The organism is Streptomyces sp. NPDC002793 (genome assembly GCF_040295485.1).
In the GTDB taxonomy this organism is placed as follows: domain Bacteria; phylum Actinomycetota; class Actinomycetes; order Streptomycetales; family Streptomycetaceae; genus Streptomyces.
In genome coordinates, this window is the sequence record NZ_JBEOVL010000021.1 from 1 (window position 1) to 26937 (window position 26937).

Genomic DNA, 26937 nt, shown 5'->3' on the forward strand with positions numbered 1-26937 from the left:
TTTAAAACCAAAACACGCAATCCCATATACGATGGACTGTGACTGGTTTTCAGAGGTGTGCTCTCCCTTTCTGCCGCGCAGGGCCCCGCCGCCGCCCCATGTTCCCGTCGTGGCCGGGCCGCCGCCCGCCATGACCGTGGGCCCGACCCCTCTCGTAGGAGGGGGGTCGGGCCCACGCGTCGTTGCGCGCGGGTTCCGCGCCCGTGGCCGACGTGGCGGCAGATGGCCAACAGAATCGTTGACAATTTTGTTGACTCGGATTTAAGTTCGACATGCACTCACTCAGGGGCAACGATGCCGAATCGAGCTGGTCCGACCGGTGAGCAGGCCGGGCAGCGCCCGCAGGCGGTCGAGGTGGCTGTCCGCTCCCACCCGGCGGGCGTGATCGAGGCGGTGCGCGGGTGACGCACGGGACCTGATCGACGCACCGCGCGCACGGCGCGTCACGCCGGTGGCTCGAAGCCCTGTGTCCAGCAAGGAGGGTTCAGCCATGACAACCGACACGGCACGGATCGTGGAGCGGCCGGTATGAGCGGCGTCATCGTCACCGGCCCGCCGAAGGCGGACGCCCGGGACATCGAGGCACTCGCCGGATACGGCGTCGCCACCGTGAGCGAGGCGATGGGGCGCACCGGGCTGACCGGAACCGCTCTGCGCCCCATCCAGCAGGGCGTCCGGATCACGGGCAGCGCGGTCACCGTGCTCAGCTGGCCGGGCGACAACCTCATGATCCACGCGGCGGTGGAGCAGTGCGGCGAGGGCGACGTCCTGGTCGTCGCCACCACGTCGCCGTCCACCGACGGCATGTTCGGCGAACTGTTCGCCACCGCCCTCAGCAGTCGCGGAGTGCGCGGGCTCGTGATCGACGCGGGCATCCGTGACACCCAGGAGCTGCGGGACATGGGCTTCGCCGCGTGGGCGAAGGCCGTGTCCGCCCAGGGAACCGTGAAGGCGACCGGCGGCTCGGTCAACGTCCCTGTCGTCGTCGGAGGCCAGGTGATCCGCCCGGGCGACGTCATCGTCGCCGACGACGACGGTGTGGTGGTCGTGCCCCGCGAGCGGGCCCGTGCGACAGCCGAGGCGTCCGAGGCTCGGGAGGCCAAGGAAGCAGACGCACGGGCGGCCTTCCTGGACGGCCAACTCGGCCTGGACCGCTACGGACTGCGTGAGAAGCTCGACGCCCTGGGCGTGCGGTACACCTCGTACGAGGACCACGCCCGGGAGGCGGAGGCGTGACCGAGGAACCGGCTGAGGTGCGCTGCCTCCTGATGCGGGGCGGCACGTCCAAGGGGGCCTACTTCCTGGCGGACGACCTGCCGCGTGATCCGGCGGCGCGCGACGAACTGCTGCTGCGGATCATGGGCAGCCCCGATCCGCGCCAGATCGACGGCCTGGGCGGGGGGCACCCGCTCACCAGCAAGGTCGCGGTCGTCTCCGTACCGGACGGCCCGGACGCGGACGTCGACTACCTGTTCCTCCAGGTCGCCGTCGACACCGCGGAGGTGTCCGACCGTCAGAACTGCGGCAACCTGCTCGCCGGGATCGGCCCCTTCGCCGTGGAACGGGGCCTTGTCGCCGCGGCGGACGGGCAGACGTCCGTACGTATCCGGATGCTCAACACCGGCGGGGTGGCCACGGCCACCTTCCCCACTCCTGGCGGGCGCGTCGACTACACCGGGGCGGCGCGGATATCCGGGGTGCCCGGGACCGCCGCTCCGGTAGTGATCGAATTCGCGCGGGGCACCAGCCCCCTGCTGCCGACCGGCCGGGCCCGTCAGATCATCGCCGGCACGACGGTGACCTGCGTCGACAACGGGATGCCGACCGTACTCGTCCCGGCAGAGGCCCTGGACATCACGGGTCACGAAACCCCGCAGGAGCTGGAGGGGAACGCGGTCCTGCGTGACCGCGTCGAGCGGATCCGCCTCGAAGCCGGACCCCTCATGGGCCTCGGCGACGTCCACGGCACGACCGTGCCCAAGATGGCTCTGCTGGCCCCGCCCGCCCACGGCGGCGCGGTGACCACCCGGACCTTCATCCCACACCGCTGCCACACCTCCATCGGTGTCCTCGGCGCCGCCGGTGTCGCCGCCGGGCTGCGTGTCGCCGGAAGCGTCGCCGAGGGCATCGCCCTGCTGCCCCCGAGCGGTGACCGGCTGCGCATCGAGCACCCCACCGGGTTCCTCGACATCGAGACCGTGGTCGGCACCGGCACGGACGGAACCCCCGTCGCCGAACGCACCGCGGTGGTGCGAACCGCACGGAAGCTCTTCGACGGCACGGTATTTCCCCGGCCCGCGCAGCCGGTTCCGCCACTCGACGGGCCGTGACGGGCATCGGCCCTCATATCGAACGCGACGAACTATTCGATGGCGTCGTCATGAGACGGGGGCCTTGCCTCGTCCGCCCATTGCTCCTCCTGCTCAATCCGGCGCATATCGAGCAATTCTCGTGACGGAAGAGCTGCGAGGGGATATGCGAGGGCGGAGACAATGCGGGTCGAATGCGGGTCGAATTCAATAGGGGCCAGAAATAATCGCAGCTGGGGCCCGCACCCCGAGGGATGCGGGCCCCAGCTGCGAAGAGCGCGTCGGGGTCAGGACGGAACGATGTTCTCGGCCGTCGGACCCTTCTGGCCCGCCGCGATGTCGAAGGTGACCTTCTGACCTTCGAGCAGCTCGCGGAAGCCCTCGGCAGCGATGTTCGAGAAGTGGGCGAACACGTCGTCACCGCCGCCGTCCTGCTCGATGAAGCCGAAACCCTTGGCCGCGTTGAACCACTTCACAGTGCCGGATGCCATGTCAGATCTCCCTTGGGCAGTGCGCCGGCACCCGCGACGCGCGGACACCGGGTCGCCGCGGCGATGCCCCGCCCGGAGAGTGACCGGAAATACAGAACGCTTCCTGCGGATCGAATACCGGCGGAGGCGTTCACGTTTTGGGTAGCACGACTGCAACGAAAAACGACAGTAGCATGCGGCCGCTAGCGCTGTACTCCCGGGAATTTCGCTGCACCCGTAAAACCGGAAACACTCCCCGCACGGTGCGCCAAACCCTCAGTCGGCGGTCACAGATATTGCGCGGCCCGGAGTGCAGCGTTCCGACGGAAACGAGCGGTGCTCTTTTCAGGTGGCGGGTGGCGCGTTTTCCGGGGCGGTGGCTCGGCGGTATTCGGCGTTGATGCGCTGAGCTTCTTCGAGTTGGTCCTCGAGGATGATGATGCGGCAGGCGGCCTCGATGGGGGTGCCCTGGTCCACGAGCTCACGGGCGCGCGCGGCGATGCGCAGCTGGTAGCGGGAGTAGCGGCGGTGCCCACCCTGGGAGCGGAGCGGGGTGATCAGGCGGGCCTCACCGATGGCACGGAGGAAACCCTGGGTGGTACCGAGCATCTCGGCGGCCCGGCCCATGGTGTAGGCGGGGTAGTCGTCGTCATCGAGACGGCCGAACGAGTCGTCTGCTGTCATTGCACCTCTCTGCGAACTGCGTGGAGGGGCCCTGGTGCCAATTGGCACCAGGGCCCCGAAGGAACTGCTACACCATCTGCCGGCCTCGTTACTGCGCCGGCCCTCTGTTTCCGCCGACCCGACCGAGCTGCTGTCGGGGGTGCGGGGATCGCGGTTGCTTGACCGGAGACCACCTCACTATCGATGTCCTGCGGTACCCGGGCTCAAAGCTCCGCCCGGGCGATCCTGATGGCGCCTCGCCCCTCCGTTCTTCCCTCTGGACATGCACTTACCTGGCGGGTACTGCGTACTGCTGGTGATGAACCAACCGGTGGCCTGTCACAGCGCCACACTTCGACAGCCAGCCCCGTCGCCCGTCCTGCGTCTGCTCTGGCTTGGAACCCCACTGCCGAACTTCCCGATGCGCGCGTCCGCAGCCGACGCCTTCATCGAGGTGCTGCTCCTGTGTGAACTGCGGTACTGCTCACGGCGGCCCCTGATCACTGCGGGCCACCCGGTCCGGTCGTCAGTCCCGTCGCCGTCCTACGACGACCCTGGCTTCGAAACTCCACCACCGCACCGTCCTGCGCACTGCAACTGCGGTACCACTGACCGGCAGTTCATCTCTGCCGGGCCTTGCTCGATCTCGGCTACAAGAGAAACCTTAGCCACACGACGGAGCAATGTCTACCTCGATCAGCATAGATTTTTGGAAACCAGCCGAGGAGATAGTTGGTCCCGCTCGCTGAACATGTGCGCGATGCCCCCACATCCGTCCTGATGATCCGCGCGGGCCGGTGCCGGCCGTCACGCCGGCGACCCGGGACAGGCCGGCTTCGGCAGTAGGGGGGCGGACATGCAGAAAGGGCCTGATCCTCAGAGAGGATCAGGCCCTTGACCTGGTCTTACAGCTGTCGGGGTGGCGGGATTTGAACCCACGACCTCTTCGTCCCGAACGAAGCGCGCTGCCAAGCTGCGCTACACCCCGATGCCCACCGGTTGTCCCGGCGACATCGATTACTTTAGCTCACCGGCGCCCGGAGGCGAAATCCGGTTTCGCCCCGGCAGGAGCCTCAGTCGCGAGGAGTCAGTGTCAGCAGCGTCGCCTCGGGCGGGCAGGCGAAGCGGACCGGGGTGTAGCGGTTCGTGCCGCAGCCGGCCGACACGTGGAGGTAGGCGCGCCGGTCGCCCACCGTGTGGCCGGAGAGGCCCTTCACCCGGTCCGTGTCCAGGTCGCAGTTGGTGACGAGGGCGCCGTAGAAGGGGATGCAGAGCTGGCCGCCGTGGGTGTGGCCGGCCAGGATGAGGGGGTAGCCGTCGGCCGTGAAGGCGTCCAGGGTGCGCAGGTAAGGGGCGTGGACGACGCCGATCGAGAGGTCCGCGCCCGTCTCGGGGCCGCCGGCGACCTCTGCGTAACGGTCCCGCTTGATGTGGGGGTCGTCGAGGCCGGTGAAGGCGATGTCGAGGCCGTCGGCCTTGATCCGGCCCCGGGTGTTGGAGAGGTTCAGCCAGCCGGCCTCGTCGAACGCGTCCCGCATCGGCTCCCACGGGTTGTGGACGACGTTGACCGCCGGTGCGTTTCCGTTGAGCCCGTGCTTGCCCTGGGTCTTCTCCAGGAGGTAGCGGACCGGGTTGCGGAGCTTCGGGCCGTAGTAGTCGTTGGAACCGAAGACGTAGACGCCGGGGAACTCCATCAGCGGGCCGAGCGCGTCGAGGAGCTCGGGCACGGCCTCCGGGTCGGAGAGGTTGTCGCCGGTGTTGACGACGAAGTCGGGGCGCAGGCCCGCCAGCGACTGCAGCCAGGCGCGCTTCTTGCGCTGGCCGCTGACCATGTGGATGTCCGAGACCTGGAGTACGCGCAACGGGCGTGCTCCGTGCGGGAGTACGGGAATGTTGATCCGGCGGAGGCGGAACGAGCGTGCCTCGAATCCGGCCGCGTACACGAGGCCGGCGGCGCCGACCGCTGCGCCGACTGCCGTGACTTTCAGGGGTACTCCGTAGCGTGCGCGCATGGGTCCATCGTCGCAGAAATGGTGCGGTGGGACGAAAACGGGAGGGCGGCAGGTGCCCCGTACCTGTCACAATCGCCGCATGACCACGCTCAAGTCCAAGCTCAAGGAAGACCTCACCACGGCCATGAAGGCGCGTGACGAGCTCACCTCGTCCACCCTCCGGCTCACCCTGACCGCGATCACCAAGGAAGAGGTCAGCGGCAAGACGTCGCGAGAGCTCTCCGACGACGAGGTGCAGAAGGTGATCGCCAAGGAGGCGAAGAAGCGCCGCGAGGCGGCCGAGGCCTTCGCACAGGGCGGCCGGACGGAGCAGGCCGAGCGGGAGAAGGCCGAGGGAGAACTGCTCGACGCGTACCTGCCCAAGCAGCTCACCGACGACGAGCTGAACGCGATCGTCGCGCAGGCCGTCGGGGAGGCGAAGGCCTCAGGAGCCGAGGGGCCGCGTGCCATGGGCGCCGTCATGAAGATCGTCAACCCGAAGGTGGTAGGTCTCGCCGAGGGCGGCCGGGTCGCCGCCACGGTGAAGAAGCTGCTCGCGGGCTGAGAGACCGGTACGGAGAAGGAGGGGCGCCCCCGCCTGGGGCGCCCCTCCTTCTGCGTGTGTCACGACGATTCTCCGTGTGTCACGACGACGTCATGTGAGCCGGACGGTCAGGGGCCGTTGCCACCGCGCCCGCGGCCGTCGTTCCCGCCGATGATGCCGGGCGGCAGGGTGATCCCGCCGATCGGATCGGCGCCGGGGTTGCCGTTGTCGTTCCCGCCACCCGGGTTCCCGCCACCCGTGTTCTCGTCGCGGTCCTCGTCGCGGCCCCCGTCCTCCTTCTCCTTTTCCTTCTCCTTGGCGCGCGGCACCGGGACGGGGTTGAAGGACGGGGTCTCCGACGCGTCCAGCGCACCGGTCATCGCGGTCTTCCAGATGGGGCCGGGCAGACAGCCACCGCAGACCTTGTCGTAGTACTGGCCACCGATGGTGATGTCGTACATCTTGGTGGTCTTCTCGCCGATGTCGTCGCCCACCCAGACCGCGGTGGAGAGGTTCGGGGTGTAGCCGACGAACCAGGCGTCGAGACGGTCGTTCGTCGTACCGGTCTTGCCCGCGTTGTCACGGTCGGAGAGACCGGCCAGTTGGCCGGTGCCGTCCTCGACCACGCCCTTGAGCATCTGACTGATGGTGTCGGCCGTCTTCTCGCTCATCGCGCGGGAGCACTCGCTCTTCGGCACGCTGAGCTTCTTGCCGTTGGCGTCGGTGATGGACTCGATGGCGACGGGGGAGCAGTACGTGCCGCGGTTGGCGAACGTGGCGTAGACGGAGGCCATGGACAGCGGGGTGCTCACCTCACTGCCGAGGGTGATCGCGGGAGTCTCCACGATCTCCTTGCCGTCGCCCCGTTCGTAGCCGGTCTTCTTCGCCATCTCGATCGTCTCGCAGAGCCCGGTCTTCTGCTCCAGCTTGGCGAAGTAGGTGTTGATGGACATGCCGAGTGCCTTCGTCATGTCCCAGCTGCCCTTCTCGGACTCCAGCTCGTTCTGCAGGTCCCAGTTGCTGCTGCCGGTCGGGGCCCCCGCGCAGTTACGGAAGGAGTTCAGCGGCAGCGAGATCTTCCAGTCGGTGGCGTAGCTCTCCGCCGGACTGATGCCCTTCTCCAGGGCCGCTGCGGCGGTGATCGGCTTGAAGGTCGAGCCGACCTGGAAGCCGTAGGTGCTGCCGCCCATCTTGTTGCTGACGCCGAGGTTGAGGACCGTCTCGTTCTTGTTCTGGTCCAGTCCGTACGGCCGGGACTGGCCCATCGAGAGGATCTTGCCGCTGCCGGGCTCGACCTGCACCACCGAGGCGGCGACCTTGTCGTCCTTGTAGACCTTCGAGGTCGCGGCGTCGTCGGCGGCCTGCTGCGCACGCGGGGACAGCGTGGTCCTGACGGTCAGACCACCGAGGTTCCAGAGCTTGGCACGCTCCTCGTCGGTCTTTCCGAAGGCCGGGTCGGTCAGGATGGTCTTGCGCACGTAGTCGCAGAAGAAGCCGGCTCCGCTGACGGCGGTGATGCAACCGTTCTTCGGCCTGCTGACCTTCAGCTCCAGAGGGGCATCGATCGCCTTGGCGGCCTCGCTCTTCGAGATGCTCCCGACGGCGGCCATGCGTTGCAGCACGATGTTGCGGCGCTTGGTCGCCTCCTCCGAGTCGTTGACCGGGTCGTAGCGGGTCGGCGACTGGACGAGGCCGGCCAGCATCGCCGCCTCCCCCACCTCCAGGTCCTTGGCGTGCTTGGAGAAGTAGCGCTGGGAGGCCGCCTCGACGCCGTAGGCCTGCTGCCCGAAGAACGTGATGTTGAGGTAGTTCTCCAGGATCTTCTTCTTGCCGAGCTCTTCCTCGACCTGGATCGCGTACTTCAGCTCCCGGACCTTGCGGCCCAAGGTCTGCTGGGTGGCCTCGGCGACCTTGTCCGGGTCGTCGCCCGCCTCCTCGACGAAGACGTTCTTCACGTACTGCTGAGTGAGCGTGGAGGCGCCCTGCGCGGCGCCGCCCTCCTGCACGTTGCGGTTCATCGCGCGCAGGATGCCCTTGAGGTCCACCGCGCCGTGCTCGTAGAAACGCGAGTCCTCGATCGCGATGATCGCGTCCTGCATGTACGGCGAGATGTCCTTGAGCGGGACGACGGTGCGGTCACGCGAGTACACCGTGGCGATCGCGCCGCCCTCGCTGTCCAGGATCGTGGTCCGCTGGCTCAGCGGTGGAGTCTTGAGGTTGGAAGGGATCTCGTCGAATCCCTCGACCGTCCCCTTGGCCGCGAGCCCGAGTGCGCCGGCGGCCGGCAGGGCGATGCCTGCCAGTACGGCTCCGGAGAGCGCGGCGACACCGAGGAACTTGGCGGCCTGCTGGGTCGTCGTCAGACCCCCGCCTGAGCGCTTCTTTGGCATGGGGGCAGCCTACGTTCTCATTCGCCGGACACGCGTATAGGCATTGGCCTAAGCTGCTCTCAACTGTCACAGCAGTCCGATTTTGCATCAACCCCCCTGCACGGTGCTCAACGGAATTCGGCCATCTGTCGAAGCGCCCCCGAATTCGCCTCGTATGTCGCTGAATGTCCGTTGAGGTTGGGGTTTTCTGTCCCGATTCTTTCGGGAAGGTCGCGCATGTCCTCCCATCACTCCTCTGGGTGATCTGCCGCGTACGCATAGTCCGTTCGGGCCATCCAAGATTGGGCCCGAAGGGGGTGTTGTGCTGTCGCCACCTTCCGTAACGTCCTCAACTGGCAGCGGTGAATATGCCGCTGTCGCCGTGGGGGAGCCTCGATTCGGGAGAGGACGGCGCCGGGATGGGCTGGGTAACCGACTGGAGTGCGCAGGCAGCCTGCCGCACTACCGATCCGGATGAACTGTTCGTACAAGGGGCAGCGCAGAACAGGGCCAAGGCGGTGTGCACCGGATGCCCGGTGCGGACCGAGTGCCTGGCCGATGCGCTGGACAATCGCGTCGAGTTCGGCGTGTGGGGCGGGATGACGGAGCGGGAACGCCGCGCGCTCCTGCGCCGGCGGCCCACCGTCACGTCGTGGCGCCGCCTGTTGGAGACCGCACGCAGTGAGTACGAGCGGTCCACAGGCATGCTGCCTGCCGCGGTGGGTCTGGACGAAGAACTGCGCGACGGCCTGCACGAGGGTGAACTGCACGAGAGGTTCGCCGCTGTGGGGTAGGTCGCACGGGCGATGTTCCGTGGGGCCCGGCGGTGGCCCTACGCAGCTCCGGCCGGGGCAGAAGCGGAACCGGCCGCGAGGAGTTCCCCGATGGCCCTGAGACCTGAGAGGTCATGCACGTCACCGGGCAGCGCGGCCACTTCGGCCACCGGGACCTCGGGGTGGAGCGTGGTGAAGCGGTCGCGTGTGAGCTGTTCGCGCGCGACGACCTGCATCCGCTCGGCGTGCAGCCGCAACAGGCCTGCGGTCAACTGCTCGACGGACACCACGGTGGACGCCTCGGCAGAGGCCTGGGCCGGTCCGGCATCCGTAGCGGGTGTGTCGTGCCCGGCCGCTTCCGCGTGCGCGGGTGGTCCGGACGGGTCAGGCGACTTCCGGCCACGACTGAGTGACTTGTGCTCAGGTGTGTGTGATGTGCGGTCGTGCTCGGGCGGCTCCTGCTGTGGTGGTTCGTGCGGAGAGGGCTCGTTGCTGCGCTCGGGGGAGAGCGGTGGCTCCGGGGATTCGGGAGAGGTGGCGTCCATCGGGTCCGCCGGGTCACCAAGGCCAGCCTTCCCTCCCGCCTGATCCACAATGCCGACGCCGTCAAGATTTTCTGCGGCCGTGAGCGCCCGTTCCGCGGAGAGCCGTGCGGCCTCGCTGCCGTGCACCCGGTTGAGAACCAGACCGGCCAGCGGCATCTCCTCCGCGGCTAGGCGTTCCACGAAGTACGCGGCCTCGCGCAGCGCGTCCCGCTCCGGCGTCGCCACCACGAGGAACGCCGTGCCGGGCGCCTGAAGCAGTTTGTACGTCGCATCGGCCCGGGTACGGAATCCGCCGAACATGGAGTCCATCGCCGCGACGAAGGTCTGTACGTCGCGCAGGAACTGACCGCCCAGCAGCTTGCCGAGCGTCCCCGTCATCATCGACATCCCGACGTTGAGGAATTTCATCCCGGCCCGCCCGCCGATCTTGGCGGGGGCGATCAACAACCGGATGAACTTCCCGTCCAGGAAGGATCCGAGTCGTTTCGGCGCGTCCAGGAAGTCCAGCGCGGAACGGGACGGCGGGGTGTCGACGATGATCAGGTCCCACTCGTCGCGTGCCCTCAGCTGCCCGAGCTTCTCCATCGCCATGTATTCCTGCGTGCCCGCGAAGCCGGCCGACAGCGACTGGTAGAAGGGGTTGTCCAGGATCGCGCGGGCCCGCTCGGCATCCGTGTGCGCCTCGACCGTCTCGTCGAAGGTGCGCTTCATGTCGAGCATCATGGCGTGCAGTTCGCCCTCGCCCTCGATGTCCTCGACCCGGCGCGGGACGTTGTCCAGCTGGTCGATGCCCATGGACTGGGCGAGCCGGCGGGCCGGGTCGATGGTGAGGACGACGACCTTGCGCCCGCGCTCGGCCGCCCGGACACCGAGGGCCGCAGCGGTCGTGGTCTTGCCCACGCCGCCCGAGCCGCAGCACACGACGATACGGATCCCCGGGTCGTCCAGGAGCGCGTCGGTCTCCAGCCCCGGTGCGCTGTCCGTGTCCGGTGTCATGACCCCACCCCTCGTCCGGAGCCGCGCCGTCCGTCCCGGGGTGTCTGCCCCGCCGCGTCCGCGGTCTCGTCACCGATGCCCTGCTTACGGAACTCCTCCGCCAGCTCGTGCAGCGCGGAGAGGCTGACTCCCTCGCCCATCAGCGGGAGCTCGGCCGTCGGCAGGCCCAGCCCGGCCAGCACCGCGCGCTGCTCACGCTCCAGGCCGACGCGCTGGGCGTGCTCGGCCGCCTGCTCGACCAACGGCCGGACGAGTCCGGTGGAACCCGTCACCCCGGCCCGGGTGAGCGTCTTCGCGATCTCCTTGCGGCGGCCGCCCGACACCGTGCGCAGCGCGTCCTCGTCCAGCAGATGGGGGCGCACCATGTTCACCACGACCCTGCCCACGGGCAGTTCGGCGGCCCGGAGCTCGGCGATGCCGTCCGCGGTCTCCTGGACCGGCATCTCCTCCAGGAGCGTCACCAGATGGACCGCGGTCTCGGTGGACTTCAGGACCCGCATCACGGCCTGTGCCTGATTGTGTATCGGGCCGATCCGTGCCAGCCCCGCCACCTCGTCGTTCACATTGAGGAAGCGGGTGATGCGGCCGGTGGGGGGCGCGTCCATGATCACGTAGTCGTAGACGAACCTGCCCTGCTTGTCCTTGCGGCGCACGGCCTCGCAGGCCTTGCCGGTCAGCAGGACGTCCCGGACCCCCGGGGCGATGGTGGTGGCGAAGTCGATCGCGCCGAGCTTCTTCAGCGCCCGTCCGGCACTGCCCAGCTTGTAGAACATCTGGAGGTAGTCCAGGAGCGCGCGCTCGGCGTCGATGGCCAGTGCGTGCACCTCCCCGCCGCCCGGGGCCACGGCGATCCTGCGCTCCTCGTAGGGGAGGGCATCGGACTCGAAGAGCTGTGCGATGCCCTGCCTGCCCTCGACCTCGACGAGGAGGGTGCGCCTGCCCTCGGTCGCGAGGGCGAGCGCGAGTGCGGCGGCGACCGTGGTCTTACCGGTCCCGCCCTTGCCGCTGACGACCTGGAACCTGCTCACGTCTTCGAGCCTAACCAGTCGGCAGGCAGGCTACGCACGAGGCCGCGTGTGCCAGGCATTACAGTCGGCTCATGACCAAGTGGGAATACGCGACCGTGCCCCTTCTCGTGCACGCGACCAAGCAGATTCTGGACACCTGGGGCGAGGACGGCTGGGAGCTGGTCCAGGTCGTTCCCGGCCCGAACAACCCCGAGCAGCTCGTGGCCTACCTGAAGCGGGAGAAGCCGTAGTGGCGGGCGCCGTCGAGGCGAAGCTCGCCGAACTCGGCCTGACACTCCCGGACGTAGTACCGCCGCTGGCCTCCTACCAGCCGGCCGTGCGGTCCGGGGTGTACGTCTACACCTCCGGCCAGCTCCCCATGGTGGACGGCAAGCTCGCGGTGACCGGGAAGGTCGGCGCCGAGGTGACGCCGGACGAGGCAAAGGAGCTGGCGAAGACCTGTGCCCTGAACGCCCTGGCGGCGGTGAAGTCGGTCGCCGGTGACCTGGACCGGATCGCGCGGGTCGTCAAGGTCACGGGCTTCGTCGCCTCGGCCGCCGACTTCACCGGGCAGCCGGGAGTCGTCAACGGCGCGAGCGAGCTGCTGGGCGCGGTCCTCGGCGACAAGGGCGTGCACGCCCGCAGCGCCGTGGGCGTCGCGGTGCTGCCGCTGGACGCACCGGTGGAGGTCGAGGTCCAGGTCGAGCTCGTCGACGCCTGATCCGGAAACCCCTCGATCCCGTCCGGTCCCGCGACCGGGCGGGATCACGTGTATGGAGGCAGACGTACGAGGCCGGTGTAAGGGGCAGACATCGATGTCCGGTACCCCTCGAACATCGGCGCGGTTCCGGATAGCCTCCGGCCATGTCCAACGGTCAGTGGTACCCACCGGAATGGCCTGCCCGGATCAGGGCCCTCGCCAGCGGCGAGCTGACGGCCGTGGCTCCCAGGCGTGCGGCCACGGTGATGCTGCTCCGGGACGACACGTCGGTGCCGGGCGGCCCGTCGGTCCACATGCTGCGCCGCCGCACCTCCATGGCCTTCGCCGGCGGCGCGTACGCCTATCCGGGTGGCGGGGTCGATCCGCGCGACGACGACCACCTCGTGCGCTGGGCAGGACCGTCCCTGGACGCATGGGCCGACCGGCTGGGCGTCGACACGGCCGCGGAGGCGCAGGCAGTCGTCTGCGCCGCGGTCCGTGAGACGTACGAGGAAGCGGGCGTCCTGCTGGCCGGGCAGACCGCCGGCACCGTCGTCAGCGACACCACCGGCGCCGACTGGGAGGCCGATCGTGAGGCCCTGGTGGCCCGTGAACTGTCCTTCGCCGCGTTCCTGGACCGCCGGGGCCTGGTGCTGCGCTCCGACCTGCTGGCCGCGTGGGCGCGCTGGATCACCCCGGCCTTCGAACCGCGTCGCTACGACACGTGGTTCTTCGTGGCGGCGCTCCCGGAGGGCCAGCGCACCCGGAACGCCTCCACCGAGGCCGACCGGACGGTGTGGATCCGGCCGGGCGACGCCGCGGAAGGCTACGACAGGGGTGAACTCCTGATGATGCCGCCCACCGTGGCCACCCTGCGGGCGCTGAGGCCCTACAGGACGGCTGCGGAGGCCCTGGAGGCGGCGGACTCCCAGGACCTCGCTCCCGTGCTGGCAGAGGCCCGCATGAAGGGCGACGAGTTGGTGCTGAGCTGGCCGGGGCACGAGGAATTCACCAGGCACGTACCTGCGGCCGGTGGACCGGTGCCCTCCACGGACCACGGAACGACTCGGGAGACCACGACGGGCGAGCAGCGGACGGCCACGGACGGAGCGCCTCATGAGTGACGCGGCAGCGCTGCCCGGGCAGCCCCGCGGCGGGGTGCTGTCCGGGCCCGCCACCACCCGCACGGTCAACGTACTGGCCCCCAACGCCTCGGCGATGACCCTGGACGGCACGAACACCTGGATCGTCGCGGAACCGGACTCCGACCTCGCGGTCGTGATCGACCCGGGGCCGCTCGACGACGTACATCTGCGGGCCGTCGTCGACACCGTGGAGAGGGCGGGCAGGCGAGTGGGCCTCACCTTGCTCACCCACGGGCACCCCGACCACGCGGAGGGCGCCGCCAGGTTCGCCGGGCTCACGCGGACGAAGGTGCGGGCCCTGGACGTGGCGCTGCGGCTCGGCGACGAGGGGCTGACCGCGGGGGACGTGATCACCACCGGCGGGCTCGAACTCCGGGTCGTCCCCACCCCGGGACACACCTCGGACTCGCTCTCCTTCCACCTGCCCGCCGACCGGGCCGTACTGACGGGCGACACGATCCTGGGGCGTGGCACGACGCTGGTCGCGCATCCGGACGGGCGGCTCGGCGACTACCTGGACACCCTGCGGCGGCTGCGTTCGCTGACGGTCGACGACGGGGTGCACACGGTGCTTCCTGGGCACGGACCGGTGCTGGAGGACGCGCAGGGGGCCGTCGAGTTCTACCTCGCCCACCGCGCCCACCGCCTCGCCCAGGTCGAGACGGCGGTGGAGGCCGGGCACCGGACGGCAGCCGAGGTCGTCGCCGCGGTGTACGCGGACGTGGACCGTTCGCTGTGGCCCGCGGCGGAGCTTTCGGTCGGGGCCCAGCTGGAGTACCTGACCGAGCGCGGCCTGATCTGAGCCGGACGCGCCCGGGCAGGCACGCGAAGGGCCCCACCGCGCGGTGGGGCCCTTTCGGCGAGCGTGTCGGCGGTGTCGGCGGGCCTCAGCGGGAGCGCTTGGCCAGCCGCTCCACGTCCAGCAGGATCACGGCACGTGCTTCGAGCCGCAGCCAGCCGCGGCCCGCGAAGTCCGCGAGTGCCTTGTTGACCGTCTCGCGGGAGGCGCCGACCAGCTGTGCCAGCTCCTCCTGCGTCAGGTCGTGCACGACGTGGATGCCCTCCTCGGACTGCACACCGAAGCGGCGCGACAGGTCCAGGAGCGCACGGGCGACGCGTCCCGGTACGTCGGAGAAGACCAGGTCCGACATCTGGTCGTTGGTCTTGCGCAGGCGGCGGGCGACGGCGCGCAGCAGGGCCGTGGCGACCTCGGGCCGGGCGTTCAGCCAGGGCTGGAGGTCTCCGTGCCCGAGGCCGAGGAGCTTGACCTCGGTGAGCGCGGTCGCGGTCGCCGTGCGCGGGCCCGGGTCGAAGAGCGACAGCTCCCCGATCAGCTCGCCGGGGCCGAGGACGGCCAGCATGTTCTCCCGCCCGTCGGGGGAGGTGCGGTGGAGCTTCACCTTGCCCTCGGTGACCACGTACAGGCGGTCGCCCGGGTCGCCCTCGTGGAACAGCGCGTCGCCGCGTGCGAGGGTCACTTCACTCATCGAGGCGCGGAGCTCCGCGGCCTGCTCGTCATCGAGCGCCGCGAAAAGCGGGGCGCGCCGCAGAACGTCGTCCACGAGTTCTCTCCTTGTCGGCCTGTTCAGGGAAGCGTGGTTTCCATGATGCCGGACGGTAAAACAGTGCGATCGATCACAAACCAGTTTGACGTACGGGCGTGCCGGACCCTACGGCAGGGGGCCGATCGGGCGTGGATGCGCGGTGACCGGGGTGGATGTCAGCCCCTGGCTCTAGGCTGGCCGAGTGTCCGGAACGCCGGTGGGAGTGCAGGTCGAGAGGGCTGATGGGGTGTCGGGAGACAGGGATTCCGCTGTGGGCGAACAGCCCGTACGAAGTAAGAAAAAGGCCGCAAAGCCCCCCGTGGGAGGGGTTCCGGGCGGGGCCGCGAAGCCGGAGTCGCGTCTGGCGATGGTCCGCCGCGCCCGCCGGATCAACCGCGAGCTCGCCGAGGTCTATCCGTACGCCCATCCCGAGCTGGACTTCCGTAATCCCTTCGAGCTCCTGGTGGCCACGGTTCTCTCCGCCCAGACCACCGACCTGAGGGTCAACCAGACCACCCCGGCGCTCTTCGCCGCCTATCCGACGCCCGAGGACATGGCCGCCGCCGTTCCCGAGAAGCTGGAGGAGATCATCCGGCCGACCGGCTTCTTCCGGGCCAAGGCGCGGTCCCTCATGGGCCTGTCGGCCGCCCTGAGGGACGACTTCGGCGGGGAGGTCCCCGGCCGGCTGGCGGATCTGGTGAAGCTGCCCGGCGTCGGCCGCAAGACGGCCAACGTCGTCCTCGGCAACGCGTTCGGTGTTCCCGGAATCACGGTGGACACCCACTTCGGCCGCCTGGTCCGCCGCTGGAAATGGACCGAGCAGGAGGATCCGGAGAAGGTCGAGGCGGAGATCGCCGCGATCTTCCCGAAGAGCGAGTGGACGATGCTCTCGCACCGGGTGGTCTTCCACGGCCGCCGTATCTGCCATTCCCGCAAGCCGGCCTGCGGCGCGTGCCCGATCGCCGCGCTCTGCCCCTCCTACGGCGAGGGGGAGACGGATCCCGAGAAGGCGAAGAAGCTCCTCAAGTACGAGATGGGCGGCTACCCGGGCCAGCGCCTCAGCCCGCCTCCGGACTATCCGGGCAGCCCCGCCCCGCCGCTGGGAGCCGGGTGAGCGGCCGTCCTGCGGGCGGCGGGCCGGCGCTTCCGTGGGCTGCGGGCGGCCGGGCCCGTGCGGAACGAAATGGCCGACGACACGCGTTGGAACGACGGGGGTGCCGATGACGCACGCACAGAGCACAAGGGCCGCAGCCGAAGCGGCCACCACCGGGACGGGAGCGCCCCACGACAGCGCGACCACCGTCTCCACCACCGGGCTGCCCGACTGGCTCCAGCCCGTGGCCCGGGCGGCGCGGACCGTGCGAGCTCAGCAGCTGAGCCGGTTCCTGCCTCCGGAAAGTGGTGCCGGGCGCCAGTCCGCCGTGCTGGTTCTCTTCGGTGAGGGCGAGCGCGGTCCGGAGCTTCTCCTCATGGAGCGCTCCGGCACCCTGCGCTCCCACGCCGGCCAGCCCTCCTTCCCCGGAGGCTCGCTCGATCCCGAGGACGGTGACCACGCGACCACCGGGCCCCTCAGGGCCGCGTTGCGGGAGGCCGAGGAGGAGACGGGACTCGATCCGGGCGGCGTCCAGATCTTCGGTGTGCTGCCGCGGCTCTACATCCCGGTGAGCCACTTCGTCGTCACGCCCGTGCTCGGCTGGTGGAGGACACCCAGCCCGGTGGGCGTCGTCGATCCGGCCGAGACGGCCCGGGTGTTCACCGCCCCCGTGGCGGATCTCACGGATCCGGCCAACCGTGTGACCGCGGTTCATCCGAGCGGCCACACAGGCCCGGCATTCCTGGTGGAATCCGCACTGGTGTGGGGATTCACAGCCGGCGTGATCGACAGGATTGTGCACTACGCAGGGTGGGAACGCCCCTGGGACAGGACCAAGCAGGTGCCGCTCGACTGGCGCGCATGACAGGCTGACTCCCGTGCTGCGCTGTTCCGGGTCTGGCCCGGACCCCGTCGAACCGGACGGGCCAGGTGACGAATCTGCGAGGCTATAGACGGTGAACGTGCTGGACATCCTGCTGCTCGTCGGCGCCGTGTGGTTCGCCGTCATCGGCTACCGCCAGGGTTTCGTCGTCGGCATCCTGTCCGTGATCGGCTTCCTGGGCGGCGGCCTCATCGCCGTCTACCTCCTGCCGGTCATCTGGGACCAGGCGACCGACGGATCGGAAGTCTCCTCGACAGCCGCCATCGTCGCGGTCGTGATCGTGATCGTGTGCGCCTCCGTGGGCCAGGCGTTCACCACTCACCTCGGCAGCAGACTCCGCCGGTACATCACGTGGTCGCCGGCGCGCGCTCTGGACGCCACGGGCGGTTCCCTGGTCAACGTGGTGGCCATGCTCCTGGTGGCCTGGCTGATCGGCTCCGCGCTGGCAGGTACGTCCCTGCCGACCCTGGGCAAGGAGGTCCGTAGCTCCTCGGTCCTGCTGGGGGTCTCACGGGTGATGCCCGATCAGGCATCCAACTGGTTCGCGGACTTCTCCTCCGTCCTCGCGCAGAACGGCTTCCCGCAGGTCTTCAGCCCCTTCGCCAACGAGCCCATCACCGATGTCGAACCCCCGGATCCGGCACTGGCCGGAAGCCCCGTCGCCGCACGTGCCAAGAAGTCCATCGTCAAGGTCGTCGGCATGGCCCCGGGCTGCGGCAAGGTCCTCGAAGGAACCGGCTTCGTCTTCTCCGACGGCCGTGTGATGACCAACGCCCACGTGGTCGGCGGCGTCGACGAGCCGACCGTCCAGATCGGCGGCGAGGGCCGGCTGTACGACGCCAAGGTCGTCCTCTACGACTGGCGGCGGGACATCGCCGTCCTGGACGTACCCGACCTGGAGGCCGAGCCGCTGCGCTTCACCGACACGGCCAAGGACGCGGAGAGCGGTGACAGCGCCATCGTGGCCGGCTTCCCGGAGAACGGCGCCTACGACGTACGCTCCGCCCGCATCCGGGGCCGTATCGACGCCAACGGCCCGGACATCTACCACCGGGGCACCGTGCGGCGCGATGTGTACTCGCTCTTCGCGACCGTCCGGCAGGGTAACTCCGGCGGTCCGCTCCTCACTCCGGACGGCAAGGTGTACGGAGTGGTGTTCGCCAAGTCGCTCGACGACCCGGAGACGGGTTACGCGCTGACGGCCGACGAGATCCGCGAGGACATCGAGCTCGGCAGGTCCACGGACCAGCAGGTCGACAGCCAGGGCTGCGCGCTCTGAGGTCGTGGGCCCGGCTAGGGCCGGGCGGGTCCTGAGCCCGGCTAGGGCCGGGCGGTCGGTACGGCGTGCTGTGCGACGGCCCCCGCGTCATCCACGGGGGTGGCGCAGCCGCGCCGAGACCCAGCGGGCCCGGCGGTGGAGAATGCGCGGGATGCCCAGCCGGAGATCATGGAAATCGCTCACATCGTGCACCCGGCTCGGGGAGCCGCCCCCCTCATGAATGCTCGGACCGGCAGGAGCGGTCGAGCGGCGGTTGCGTGCTGCGTCGTTGGAGTCGCGCGTCCAGCCCATACCCCGACGTCTGCCCGTGACCCAAGGTCGGTAATCGTGCGCGAGTCAGCCAATTGGCTTATGCGCCAGGCAATTGGCTGTTCGTCGGACACCTGTGCGCGGCGGCTACCGGTCGGGCTCAGGGTCCTTGAGCCAGTTGATGAGTTCGGTCGAGAAGCCGATCGGATCCTCCTCGTGGGGGAAGTGCCCCAGACCGTCGAAAAGTCGCCACCGGTAGGGCGCCTCGACATACTCGCCGGAACCCGCTGAACTCCTCGTCCGGATGGCCGGGTCGAGTGAGCCGTGGAGGTGCAGGGTCGGTACACGTACCGGCCGTTTCATCCGCCGGTTGAACTGGACGCCGTCCGGACGGGCGAGGGAGCGCACCATCCAGCGGTACGGCTCGATCGAGCAGTGTGCCGTCGAGGGGATACACATCGCGCGCCGGTAGACGTCCATGGTCCGGTCGTCGGGGAAGTCGGAGGTGCGCGGCCCCGACCAGTCACGGATCATCCGGGCGACCAACGCCGCGTCGTCCGCCACGAGCTGACGCTCCGGGACCCACGGGCGCTGGAAGCCCCAGATGTGCGACCCGGCCCGGGACTGTGCGGGATCCGAGAGCATCGAGGAACGCCAACGACGCGGATGCGGCATCGAGGAGACCACGAGTCGCCGGACGAGCTTCGGCCGCATCACCGCTGCCGTCCAGGCGAGATAGCCGCCCATGTCGTGTCCCACGAGGGCCGCGTCCGGCTCACCGAGCGAGCGGATCACACCGGTGACGTCCAGTGCCAGGTTCGCGGGGTCGTAACCCCGGGGCGTACGGTCGCTCCCGCCGACCCCGCGGAGGTCCATCGCGACCGCGCGGTACCCGGCGTCGGCCAGGGCCGTCAGCTGATGGCGCCAGGTCCACCAGAACTGCGGGAAACCGTGCAGCAGCAGCACCAGCGGCCCGTCGCCGAGCTCGGCGATATGGAAGCGCGCGCCGTTGGCCGCCACATCACGGTGGGTCCATGGCCCGTCGAGGCGTACAGGGCTGCCGGAACCGGCAGCCGCTCCCATGGGTTCCACCGGGGCGGACGCAATGAAATCGGGGTCGGTCATGTGGACGAGCGTGTCACAGAGACCGCCTTGTCCTGGACCGGACGGTTCTCGATCGCCTTGTCCGCGAGTGTGCTGCCCTGCGCCTGCTCGATCGCACGCGCGCCGACGGCGGGGCGCGGGTGCGGCTTGACGCCCTGCAGGACCGCCGCGGTCTGCTTGGCCGAGGCGATGGACTTCTCCGGCGGCTTGACCTTCTTGAACTTCGCGAGTCCGAAGAGGGCGAGCAGGATCCCCAGCAGGATGAAGGCACCGCCGACGATCAGGAACGACCAGGCGAGTCCGAGCCCCAGATTGTGGATCCCGTAGGCGGCGGCGAAGCTCAGCACGGGGATCGCGAACAGGATCAGCACGCCTGTGACGATGAAGGCCACGCTGCCGATCACGCCGCGCTTGACGTCCTGACGCACCTCGGCCTTGGCCAGGGCGATTTCGTCGTGCACCAACGCGGACATCTCGGCGGTCGCCGAAGCGAACAGCTGTCCGAGACTACGGTCGGTGCTGCCCGCGTAGTTGCCGGGGTCGCTCATCCCTGACTCCCTTTCCTCTTCCGTACATCCGATGTCAGATCATGCCGGACTGTCCGGCTTGCTGCTCGTTGCCCCCGCCTGTTCGGCAAGGCGACGGTGCTCGGCAGCCTTCTTCTCGTGGAGCGCGGCCATCCGAAGATGGAACTCCGGGTCGCCCTCTTCGTAGACGTCCGGTATCCCGGATTCGTCGGCGTCGAGTTCCTCGGCTTCGTACAGCGCCCTGTATCTGCGTACCCGCAGTCTGAGCAGTACACCGGAGAGTACGGCCGCAATCAGGGAACCGACGAGGACCGCGGCCTTGACTTCGTTGATCATGGCCTCGTCGCCGGTGAAGGCGAGCTCCCCGATGAGCAGCGAAACGGTGAAACCGATGCCTGCCAGCGTGGCCACCGCGAAGACATCTGCCCAGGCGAGGTCCTTGTTCAGCTCGGCCTTGGTGAAGCGGGTGACGAGCCAGGTACCGCCGAAGATACCGACGGTCTTACCGAGGACGAGACCGAGCACCACGCCGAGCGTTTCGGGCCGGGTGAAGACGTCGGCCAGGGCATCGCCCTTGAGGGTGACGCCGGCCGAGAAGAGAGCGAACAGAGGAACCGCGACGCCGGCCGACAGCGGACGTACCAGGTGCTCGATGTGCTCGCCGGGGGAGTGCTCTTCGCCCTCACGCCTGGTGCAGCGGAGCATGAGGCCCATGGCGACACCGGCGATGGTGGCGTGGACGCCGCTGTTGTACATCAGCCCCCAGATGACAAGGGCGAGGGGAAGGTAGATGTACCAACCCCGTACTTCTGTGCGCAGCAGCACGTAGAACACGGCCAGCCCGGCGAAGGCGCCTCCGAGCGCCAGGAAGTCGATGTTCTCGGTGAAGAAGACCGCGATGATGAGGATGGCGAAGAGGTCGTCGACGACGGCGAGCGTCAGCAGGAAGGCGCGTAGCGCCGAGGGCAGCGACGTGCCGATGACCGCGAGGACGGCGAGTGCGAACGCGATGTCGGTGGCGGTGGGGACCGCCCAGCCGGCAGCGGACCCGCCGCCGAGCACGACGGTCAGCATGTAGACGATGGCGGGGACGGCCATGCCGCAGAGCGCCGCGGCGACGGGCAGGGCTGCGGCCCTTGGGTCACGGAGCTCCCCGGCGACGAGTTCACGCTTGAGTTCGACGCCTGCGACGAAGAAGAAGACAGCGAGCAGTCCGTCGGCTGCCCAGTGGGCCACCGAGAGATCCAGCCCCAGGGCGCCGGGGCCGAAGTGGAAGTGGCTCACGGCCGCATAACTCGAGCCGAAGGTGTTCGCCCATATCAGCGCGGCTACGGCCGCGACCAGCAGGATGATGCCACCGACCGTCTCGGTACGGAGGGCTTCGGCGACGTAATTCCGCTCGGGCAGGGACAGCCGGCCGAAGAGGGTGCTGCGTCGGTCGGACGGGGGTGCGGGCGTGGCCACGGGGGGAGACCTCCGGGTCGGTTCACGACAGTGGTGGCATGGCGGATTCACATGCCGACCAGACTTCCCGGCGCCCCTGTGGAGATGTCATATGTGGTTGTCGACGACGGCTGCTCGCGCCTGCGGCGACCTGCTGTCGTGCTGCTTCTCGCGTGCTGCTTCTCGTGTGTGCCGTTGACGTGACAGCCACTCTACCTGGGGGTATCGGAACGCTATCCGGATCCGGCCCGCGGCGCTCGTGGGCATGCCTGTGGCCTTCAGCGCCCGCACGGCAGGAGGAGTCTTCCTCTCCGGACGCCAGGAGAGGCACCCGGTGGTGTGCCGGATGCCCCTTCGAGGCTGTGTCGTGACGGTGGCCGGACCTGGTCCGTCCTCGTCAGCCCTGGTCCGTCCTAGTCCTCGGAGGACGCGGCGGGGAGCTGCGTCTGGATGAGGGCCATGACCGAGGAATCGGTCAGCGTCGTGACGTCGCCCAGCTCGCGGTTCTCGGCGACGTCACGGAGCAGACGGCGCATGATCTTCCCGGAGCGGGTCTTGGGCAGCTCTGCCACGGGGAGAACCCGCTTGGGCTTGGCGATCGGCCCGAGCGTGGTGCCGACGTGGTTGCGCAGCTCGGCGACCAGCTCCTCGGAGGCGGTGGCCGTGCCGCGGAGGATCACGAAGGCGACGATCGCCTGGCCGGTCGTCTCGTCGTTGGCGCCGACCACGGCGGCCTCGGCGACCGAGGGGTGCGACACGAGGGCCGACTCGACCTCGGTGGTCGAGATGTTGTGCCCGGACACGAGCATGACGTCGTCGACCCGGCCGAGCAGCCAGATGTCGCCGTCCTCGTCCTTCTTGGCACCGTCGCCTGCGAAGTACTTGCCTTCGAAACGCGACCAGTAGGTGTCGATGAAACGCTGGTCGTCTCCCCAGATGGTGCGGAGCATCGACGGCCACGGCTCGGTGAGGACGAGATAGCCACCCCCGCCGTTCGGCACCTCGTGGGCCTCGTCGTCGACGACGGTGGCGGAGATGCCGGGCAGCGCCCGTTGGGCCGAACCGGGCTTGGCCGCCGTGACCCCGGGAAGCGGCGAGATCATCATGGCGCCGGTCTCGGTCTGCCACCAGGTGTCGACGACCGGGCAGTTGTCGGCACCGATGTGCTTGCGGTACCACATCCAAGCCTCGGGGTTGATCGGCTCACCGACCGAACCGAGGACGCGCAGCGACGACAGATCGAACTTGGCGGGGATGTCGTCCCCCCACTTCATGAACGTACGGATCGCCGTCGGCGCGGTGTAGAGGATCGTGACCCCGTACTTCTGGACGATCTCCCAGAAGCGTCCCTGGTGGGGCGTGTCGGGCGTGCCTTCGTACATGACCTGGGTCGCGCCGTTGGCCAGCGGGCCGTAGACGATGTACGAGTGCCCGGTGACCCAGCCGATGTCGGCGGTGCACCAGTACACGTCCGTCTCGGGCTTGAGGTCGAAGACCGCGTGGTGGGTGTACGCCGTCTGGGTCAGGTATCCCCCGGACGTGTGCAGGATGCCCTTCGGCTTACCCGTGGTGCCCGAGGTGTAGAGAATGAAGAGCGGCTGCTCCGCGTCGAACGCCTCGGGCGTGTGCTCGGCCGACTGCCGACCGGTGATCTCGTGCCACCAGACGTCCCGGCCTTCGGACCACGCGGTGTCCTGACCGGTGCGGCGGACCACCAGGACGTGTTCGACGCTGTCGATGCGGGAGACGGCATCGTCCACGGCGGGCTTGAGTGCCGAGGGCTTGCCGCGACGGTAGCCGCCGTCGGCGGTGATGACGACCTTGGCGTCGGCGTCCTGGATGCGGGCGGCGATGGCATCCGCGGAGAAGCCGCCGAAGACCACCGAATGCGCTGCGCCGATGCGGGCGCAGGCCAGCATCGCCACGGCTGCCTCGGGGATCATCGGCAGGTAGACGGCGACCCGGTCGCCCTTGCCGACGCCGAGCTCGGTGAGTGCGTTGGCCGCGCGGGAGACCTCGTCCTTCAACTCCGCGTAGGTGATCGCGCGGCTGTCGCCGGGCTCACCCTCGAAGTGGATCGCCACCCGGTCGCCGTTGCCCGCTTCGACGTGGCGGTCCACACAGTTGTACGCGACGTTGAGCTTGCCGTCCGCGAACCACTTCGCGAAGGGTGGGTTGCTCCAGTCGAGCGTCTCGGTCGGCTGCGTGGCCCAGGTCAGGCGGCGGGCCTGCTCGGCCCAGAAGCCCAGCCTGTCCGCCTCGGCCTGCTCGTACGCCTCCGCTGTCACGTTGGCGTTCGCAGCCAGATCGGCAGGCGGTGTGAACCGCCGCTCCTCCTTGAGCAGATTGGCCAGGCTTTCGTTACTCACGACATCTCCCATTCCCAGGGTGTCCGTTGTGTCCCGGGGGACAGCTCATCAGGCTGCGGGCCAGGTGACAAGTGTCTACCGGAAATTGGTTTAGACCTGTGTCTCGTGTTGGGAGTCACACGTCCCGCTCTCGCAAGCAGCGTTGCCGGATACGAAAGCGGGACCACAAGGTCTCACGGACCGGGTGTGCGAGTGGTTCAGGCGTCGACCGTGGCGCCCGGGGTGGTGTGCAGGGCTTCAGCGCTGGGCTCCGCCCCCCATGCGCCGCCAGGGGCGACACGGACGAAGACCTCGTCGGGCCCGGTCCCGGAACTGGCGCCCTCGGTCAGCAGATAGGCCTGTGCCTCGCCGACATGGAAGTACATGCCGTGCAGTTGCAGGGTGCCTTCCGCCAGGCGCCGGGCCACCGACTCGTGCGCGCGCAGGTGCTCCAACTGCTGGACCACATTGGTCAGACAGAGCTGCTCGACCGCATCGGTGGGCAGTCGGCCGGCGATGCGCGCCCAGGAATGGTGACGGGACCGCATGCGCTCCAGACTCGGCAGCCCGTGCCGCAGCCAACGCCACAGAGGCGTCCGGGGCGTCTCCGATCCGGCCCCCAACAAGGCCTGCATGGCGCCGCACCCGGAGTGGCCGCAGATGGTGATGGACTCGACCTCGAGCACGTCCACCGCGTACTCGATGGCGGCAGCCACGGAGTCGTCGTTGCCCGTGGGGCCCTCGGAGACCCCGGAGCCGGACGGCGGCACCAGATTGCCGACATTCCGAACGGTGAAGAGGTCGCCCGGGCCGCTGGCAGTGATCATGCTGGTGACAAGGCGGGAGTCGGCGCAGGTGAGGAACAGCTGCGACGGCCGTTGCCCCTCGGCTGCCAGCCGGGCCAGCTCTTCGCGTACCAGCGGAGCGGTGGTGCGCTGGAACGAGCTGAGGCCGCTGAGGAGCCGATGGGTGCCGTGCCGTTGGCCCGCGGTCCCCTTCGGGACAGTGGAAGGGGCAGCCGCCGAGATGGTGTCCGAGGCAGGGGCGGGGGCAGGGGCGGTGAATGCGGCGTCCTGAGAGCGGTCGTGGCAATGATGATTACGCCACGGGGTCCACGGACGGCAGCAGGAGTGGGCAGCCGACGCGGGTTCGGCGATCCGGCCGCCGGAGCGCCCGGTGAACTCGATTCGGCCACCCAGTGCGGTCTGCGCCGCGTACCAGTCCTGGAGTGTTTCGTACGCCGCGTGGTCCATGAAGAAGCCGTCCAGCTCGACCACGGCGTCCACTCCTTGCGGAAGCCTTCCGAGCAAGCGGCTGAGCCGGGGAACGGCGAGGAAGGTCAGCTGGCCGCGAGCGGTTACCAGATATCGGCCATCCTGTTCCGTCACGGTGATCCTCGTGCGGGCCAACCGGTGCAGGGCGACGCCCACGGCCACGACGATGCCGATCGCCACACCTTCGAGCACTCCGGCCAGAAGCACGCCACTGATCGTTGCGCCGTACACCAGGAACTCCCGGTGTTTGTGGACCTTGCGGATGTGGGCAAAGCTGACCATCTGGATGCCGACCACCATGACCAGGGCGGCGAGTGCGGCCAGAGGGATCAACTCGAGAGCTGTGACCAGCAGAGCGGCTGCCAGTAGCACCCAGACGCCGTGCAGCACGGTGGAGGCGCGGCTCGTTGCGCCCGCCCGCACATTGGCCGAACTGCGGACGGCGCCGCCGGACACGGGAAGGCCGCCGGCGAGTCCTGACACCGCATTGGCGACACCTTGAGCACGCAACTCCCGGTCGAGGTCGGACCGTTTGACGTACACGGGCGGTGCCGCCCCGTCTCCAGGAGATCCTGCTGACCGCTCTGCGGCCAGCTTGTCCACGGACACCGCCGCCAGAAGGGATTCGAGGCTGGCCACCAGCATCACGGTGAACACGGCCGTTGCCAGTGCCGCGACCGGGCCCTGGGGCAGTTCGGGCAGCGCGTGCGAGCGCCATGACGGAAGGTTCACCCGGGCGATCCCGGGGGTTGCCGCAGAGGCCACAGCCGTGGCGATGACCACGGCGGCGAGTGCGGCAGGGATTTTGCGCAGCGATGACCCGATCCGTCCGGGCAGGCGTGGCCACGCGACGAGAAGGAGGATCGTCAGGCCCCCGATGAGTGGGGCGGCCGGCTCGAACCCGGCCAAGTGGGCAGGAAGCGAGAGGGCGTTGTCGAGGGCTGAACTCCGGGGTGTCCCGCCCAGCACGATATGCAGTTGGGCGAGAGCGATGGCCACACCGATACCCGCGAGCGTGCCATGCACGATGGCCGGGCTGACGGCGAGGGCACTGCGGGCGGCTCTCAGCGAACCGAGCAGAATCTGCAGGAGCCCCGCCCCGACGGTGATCGCGCACGTGGTGCGCCAGCCGTAGATCTGGATCAACTCGGCTGTGACCACCGTCAGTCCGGCGGACGGGCCGCTGACCTGGAGGGGTGTGCCGCCCAGGAGTCCGGCGACGATGCCGCCGATCGCGGCCGAGACCAGGCCGGCGGCGAGTGGGGCGTCCATGGCGACGGCGAGGCCGAGCGACATGGGAACGGCGATCAGGAAGACAGTGATCGATGCGGACACATCCGCACCCGAGACACGGAAACGTCCGCGGCGGGGCGGTGACGGCGGGCTGTGTGGACGCTTGAATCCCCAGGCGCGGGAAGCACGCGAACTGCGGGATGTGTGGTCTTTACGAGTAGGGGCGCAGGCAGACATATTCCCGTCTCCTCCGGGGCAGCGCGGTCGCGGTAAGTGAGTGACGGCGGCCGTGGATCACGGCGTGCAGCGGTGGGGTGAAGCGGCGGGATTTCTAAACTCTCCGTAAACGAATAGTAATGGAGGGTAAAGAAGGGTGTCCATGCTTTCGAGCAGATAGCTCAGTTGATCACTCTTTCAAGTGAATAAGCATCTTTTCATCCGGCTTGTC

At 69.0% G+C, this 26937-nt stretch carries 24 protein-coding genes and 1 tRNA gene; 11 read left to right on the plus strand and 14 right to left on the minus strand.

What is annotated here, in order from left to right; all coding sequences use genetic code 11:
* The first annotated feature begins 528 nt into the window (after positions 1–528).
* Entirely contained in the window at positions 529–1236 is a 708-nt protein-coding gene (locus tag ABT001_RS21065; protein ID WP_351279634.1) for a 4-carboxy-4-hydroxy-2-oxoadipate aldolase/oxaloacetate decarboxylase, read from the plus strand.
* Positions 1233–2330, plus strand: coding sequence for a 4-oxalomesaconate tautomerase (locus tag ABT001_RS21070; protein ID WP_351279636.1), 1098 nt, complete (start codon positions 1233–1235; stop codon positions 2328–2330). The genes ABT001_RS21065 and ABT001_RS21070 overlap by 4 nt, the downstream gene beginning before the upstream one ends.
* Before the next feature lie 266 nt (positions 2331–2596).
* On the opposite strand, the gene ABT001_RS21075 is transcribed toward ABT001_RS21070, so the two are convergent.
* From ABT001_RS21075 to ABT001_RS21090, 4 genes are all read right to left on the minus strand, one after another.
* Complete coding sequence (locus ABT001_RS21075) at positions 2597–2800, minus strand: cold-shock protein (protein ID WP_351279638.1); 204 nt, start codon at positions 2798–2800, stop codon at positions 2597–2599.
* 324 nt (positions 2801–3124) lie between these two features.
* Positions 3125–3463: a MerR family transcriptional regulator gene (locus ABT001_RS21080; RefSeq protein WP_351279641.1), complete on the minus strand. Its 339-nt coding sequence runs from the start codon at positions 3461–3463 to the stop codon at positions 3125–3127.
* A gap of 893 nt (positions 3464–4356) precedes the next feature.
* Positions 4357–4430, minus strand: a tRNA-Pro gene (locus tag ABT001_RS21085).
* Positions 4431–4515: 85 nt separating this feature from the next.
* Positions 4516–5454: a metallophosphoesterase gene (locus ABT001_RS21090; protein ID WP_351279643.1), complete on the minus strand. Its 939-nt coding sequence runs from the start codon at positions 5452–5454 to the stop codon at positions 4516–4518.
* A 79-nt stretch (positions 5455–5533) separates the two neighbouring features.
* Between ABT001_RS21090 and ABT001_RS21095 the strand changes: the two genes are divergently transcribed.
* Complete coding sequence (locus tag ABT001_RS21095) at positions 5534–5998, plus strand: GatB/YqeY domain-containing protein (RefSeq protein WP_351279646.1); 465 nt, start codon at positions 5534–5536, stop codon at positions 5996–5998.
* A gap of 107 nt (positions 5999–6105) precedes the next feature.
* Here the strand turns inward: ABT001_RS21095 and ABT001_RS21100 are convergent, their stop codons facing one another.
* Positions 6106–8367 carry a transglycosylase domain-containing protein gene (locus ABT001_RS21100; RefSeq protein ID WP_351279649.1) on the minus strand — a complete coding sequence of 754 codons (2262 nt, stop codon included), beginning with the start codon at positions 8365–8367 and terminating at the stop codon, positions 6106–6108.
* 398 nt (positions 8368–8765) lie between these two features.
* Here ABT001_RS21100 and ABT001_RS21105 point away from each other — a divergent pair, with 398 nt between their 5' ends.
* On the plus strand, positions 8766–9140 hold the full coding sequence (locus ABT001_RS21105) for a WhiB family transcriptional regulator (RefSeq protein WP_351279651.1): 375 nt from the start codon (positions 8766–8768) through the stop codon (positions 9138–9140).
* Between the two features lie 38 nt (positions 9141–9178).
* Here the strand turns inward: ABT001_RS21105 and bagB are convergent, their stop codons facing one another.
* Positions 9179–10660, minus strand: coding sequence for an ATPase BagB (gene bagB, locus ABT001_RS21110; protein ID WP_351279653.1), 1482 nt, complete (start codon positions 10658–10660; stop codon positions 9179–9181).
* Positions 10657–11688, minus strand: coding sequence for an ATPase BagA (gene bagA, locus ABT001_RS21115; RefSeq protein ID WP_351279655.1), 1032 nt, complete (start codon positions 11686–11688; stop codon positions 10657–10659). The genes bagB and bagA overlap by 4 nt, the downstream gene beginning before the upstream one ends.
* A gap of 71 nt (positions 11689–11759) precedes the next feature.
* Here bagA and sp36 point away from each other — a divergent pair, with 71 nt between their 5' ends.
* From sp36 to ABT001_RS21135, 4 genes are all read left to right on the plus strand, one after another.
* Positions 11760–11918, plus strand: coding sequence for a Sp36 family protein (gene sp36, locus ABT001_RS21120; RefSeq protein ID WP_019992579.1), 159 nt, complete (start codon positions 11760–11762; stop codon positions 11916–11918).
* A complete protein-coding gene (locus tag ABT001_RS21125) occupies positions 11918–12388 on the plus strand; it encodes a RidA family protein (RefSeq protein WP_351279657.1) in 471 nt (156 codons plus the stop codon). Before sp36 ends, ABT001_RS21125 begins: the two co-directional genes overlap by 1 nt.
* A gap of 143 nt (positions 12389–12531) precedes the next feature.
* Positions 12532–13491: an NUDIX hydrolase gene (locus ABT001_RS21130; RefSeq protein ID WP_351279660.1), complete on the plus strand. Its 960-nt coding sequence runs from the start codon at positions 12532–12534 to the stop codon at positions 13489–13491.
* The gene (locus ABT001_RS21135) at positions 13484–14314 is read left to right on the plus strand and encodes an MBL fold metallo-hydrolase (RefSeq protein ID WP_351279662.1); all 831 of its coding nucleotides are present in this window, start codon (positions 13484–13486) and stop codon (positions 14312–14314) included. The genes ABT001_RS21130 and ABT001_RS21135 overlap by 8 nt, the downstream gene beginning before the upstream one ends.
* An 85-nt stretch (positions 14315–14399) precedes the next feature.
* Here ABT001_RS21135 and ABT001_RS21140 read toward each other — a convergent pair whose 3' ends face one another.
* Positions 14400–15074: a Crp/Fnr family transcriptional regulator gene (locus tag ABT001_RS21140; protein WP_014046869.1), complete on the minus strand. Its 675-nt coding sequence runs from the start codon at positions 15072–15074 to the stop codon at positions 14400–14402.
* A gap of 349 nt (positions 15075–15423) precedes the next feature.
* Here ABT001_RS21140 and nth point away from each other — a divergent pair, with 349 nt between their 5' ends.
* The 3 genes from nth (at position 15424) to ABT001_RS21155 (ending at position 18311) form a co-directional block, all read left to right on the plus strand.
* A complete protein-coding gene (gene nth / locus ABT001_RS21145; protein ID WP_351279871.1) occupies positions 15424–16170 on the plus strand; it encodes an endonuclease III in 747 nt (248 codons plus the stop codon).
* Between the two features lie 106 nt (positions 16171–16276).
* Positions 16277–17014 (plus strand): NUDIX hydrolase, encoded by a 738-nt coding sequence (locus ABT001_RS21150; protein WP_351279664.1) that lies wholly within the window; start codon positions 16277–16279, stop codon positions 17012–17014.
* A 91-nt stretch (positions 17015–17105) separates the two neighbouring features.
* Positions 17106–18311: a MarP family serine protease gene (locus ABT001_RS21155; protein ID WP_351279666.1), complete on the plus strand. Its 1206-nt coding sequence runs from the start codon at positions 17106–17108 to the stop codon at positions 18309–18311.
* 87 nt (positions 18312–18398) lie between these two features.
* Here ABT001_RS21155 and ABT001_RS21160 read toward each other — a convergent pair whose 3' ends face one another.
* The 6 genes from ABT001_RS21160 to ABT001_RS21185 all read right to left on the minus strand — a co-directional run bounded on the left by ABT001_RS21160 (position 18399) and on the right by ABT001_RS21185 (position 26726).
* Complete coding sequence (locus ABT001_RS21160; protein WP_351279668.1) at positions 18399–18602, minus strand: hypothetical protein; 204 nt, start codon at positions 18600–18602, stop codon at positions 18399–18401.
* A gap of 105 nt (positions 18603–18707) precedes the next feature.
* Positions 18708–19685 (minus strand): alpha/beta fold hydrolase, encoded by a 978-nt coding sequence (locus tag ABT001_RS21165; protein WP_351279670.1) that lies wholly within the window; start codon positions 19683–19685, stop codon positions 18708–18710.
* Complete coding sequence (locus ABT001_RS21170) at positions 19682–20212, minus strand: phage holin family protein (protein ID WP_351279673.1); 531 nt, start codon at positions 20210–20212, stop codon at positions 19682–19684. Before ABT001_RS21170 ends, ABT001_RS21165 begins: the two co-directional genes overlap by 4 nt.
* Before the next feature lie 39 nt (positions 20213–20251).
* Positions 20252–21655, minus strand: a complete 1404-nt coding sequence (nhaA, locus tag ABT001_RS21175) for a Na+/H+ antiporter NhaA (protein WP_351279675.1) — start codon at positions 21653–21655, stop codon at positions 20252–20254.
* Between the two features lie 392 nt (positions 21656–22047).
* On the minus strand, positions 22048–24015 hold the full coding sequence (acs, locus tag ABT001_RS21180; RefSeq protein ID WP_351279677.1) for an acetate--CoA ligase: 1968 nt from the start codon (positions 24013–24015) through the stop codon (positions 22048–22050).
* 185 nt (positions 24016–24200) lie between these two features.
* Positions 24201–26726 (minus strand): SulP family inorganic anion transporter, encoded by a 2526-nt coding sequence (locus ABT001_RS21185; protein ID WP_351279680.1) that lies wholly within the window; start codon positions 26724–26726, stop codon positions 24201–24203.
* Between the last annotated feature and the right edge of the window lie 211 nt (positions 26727–26937).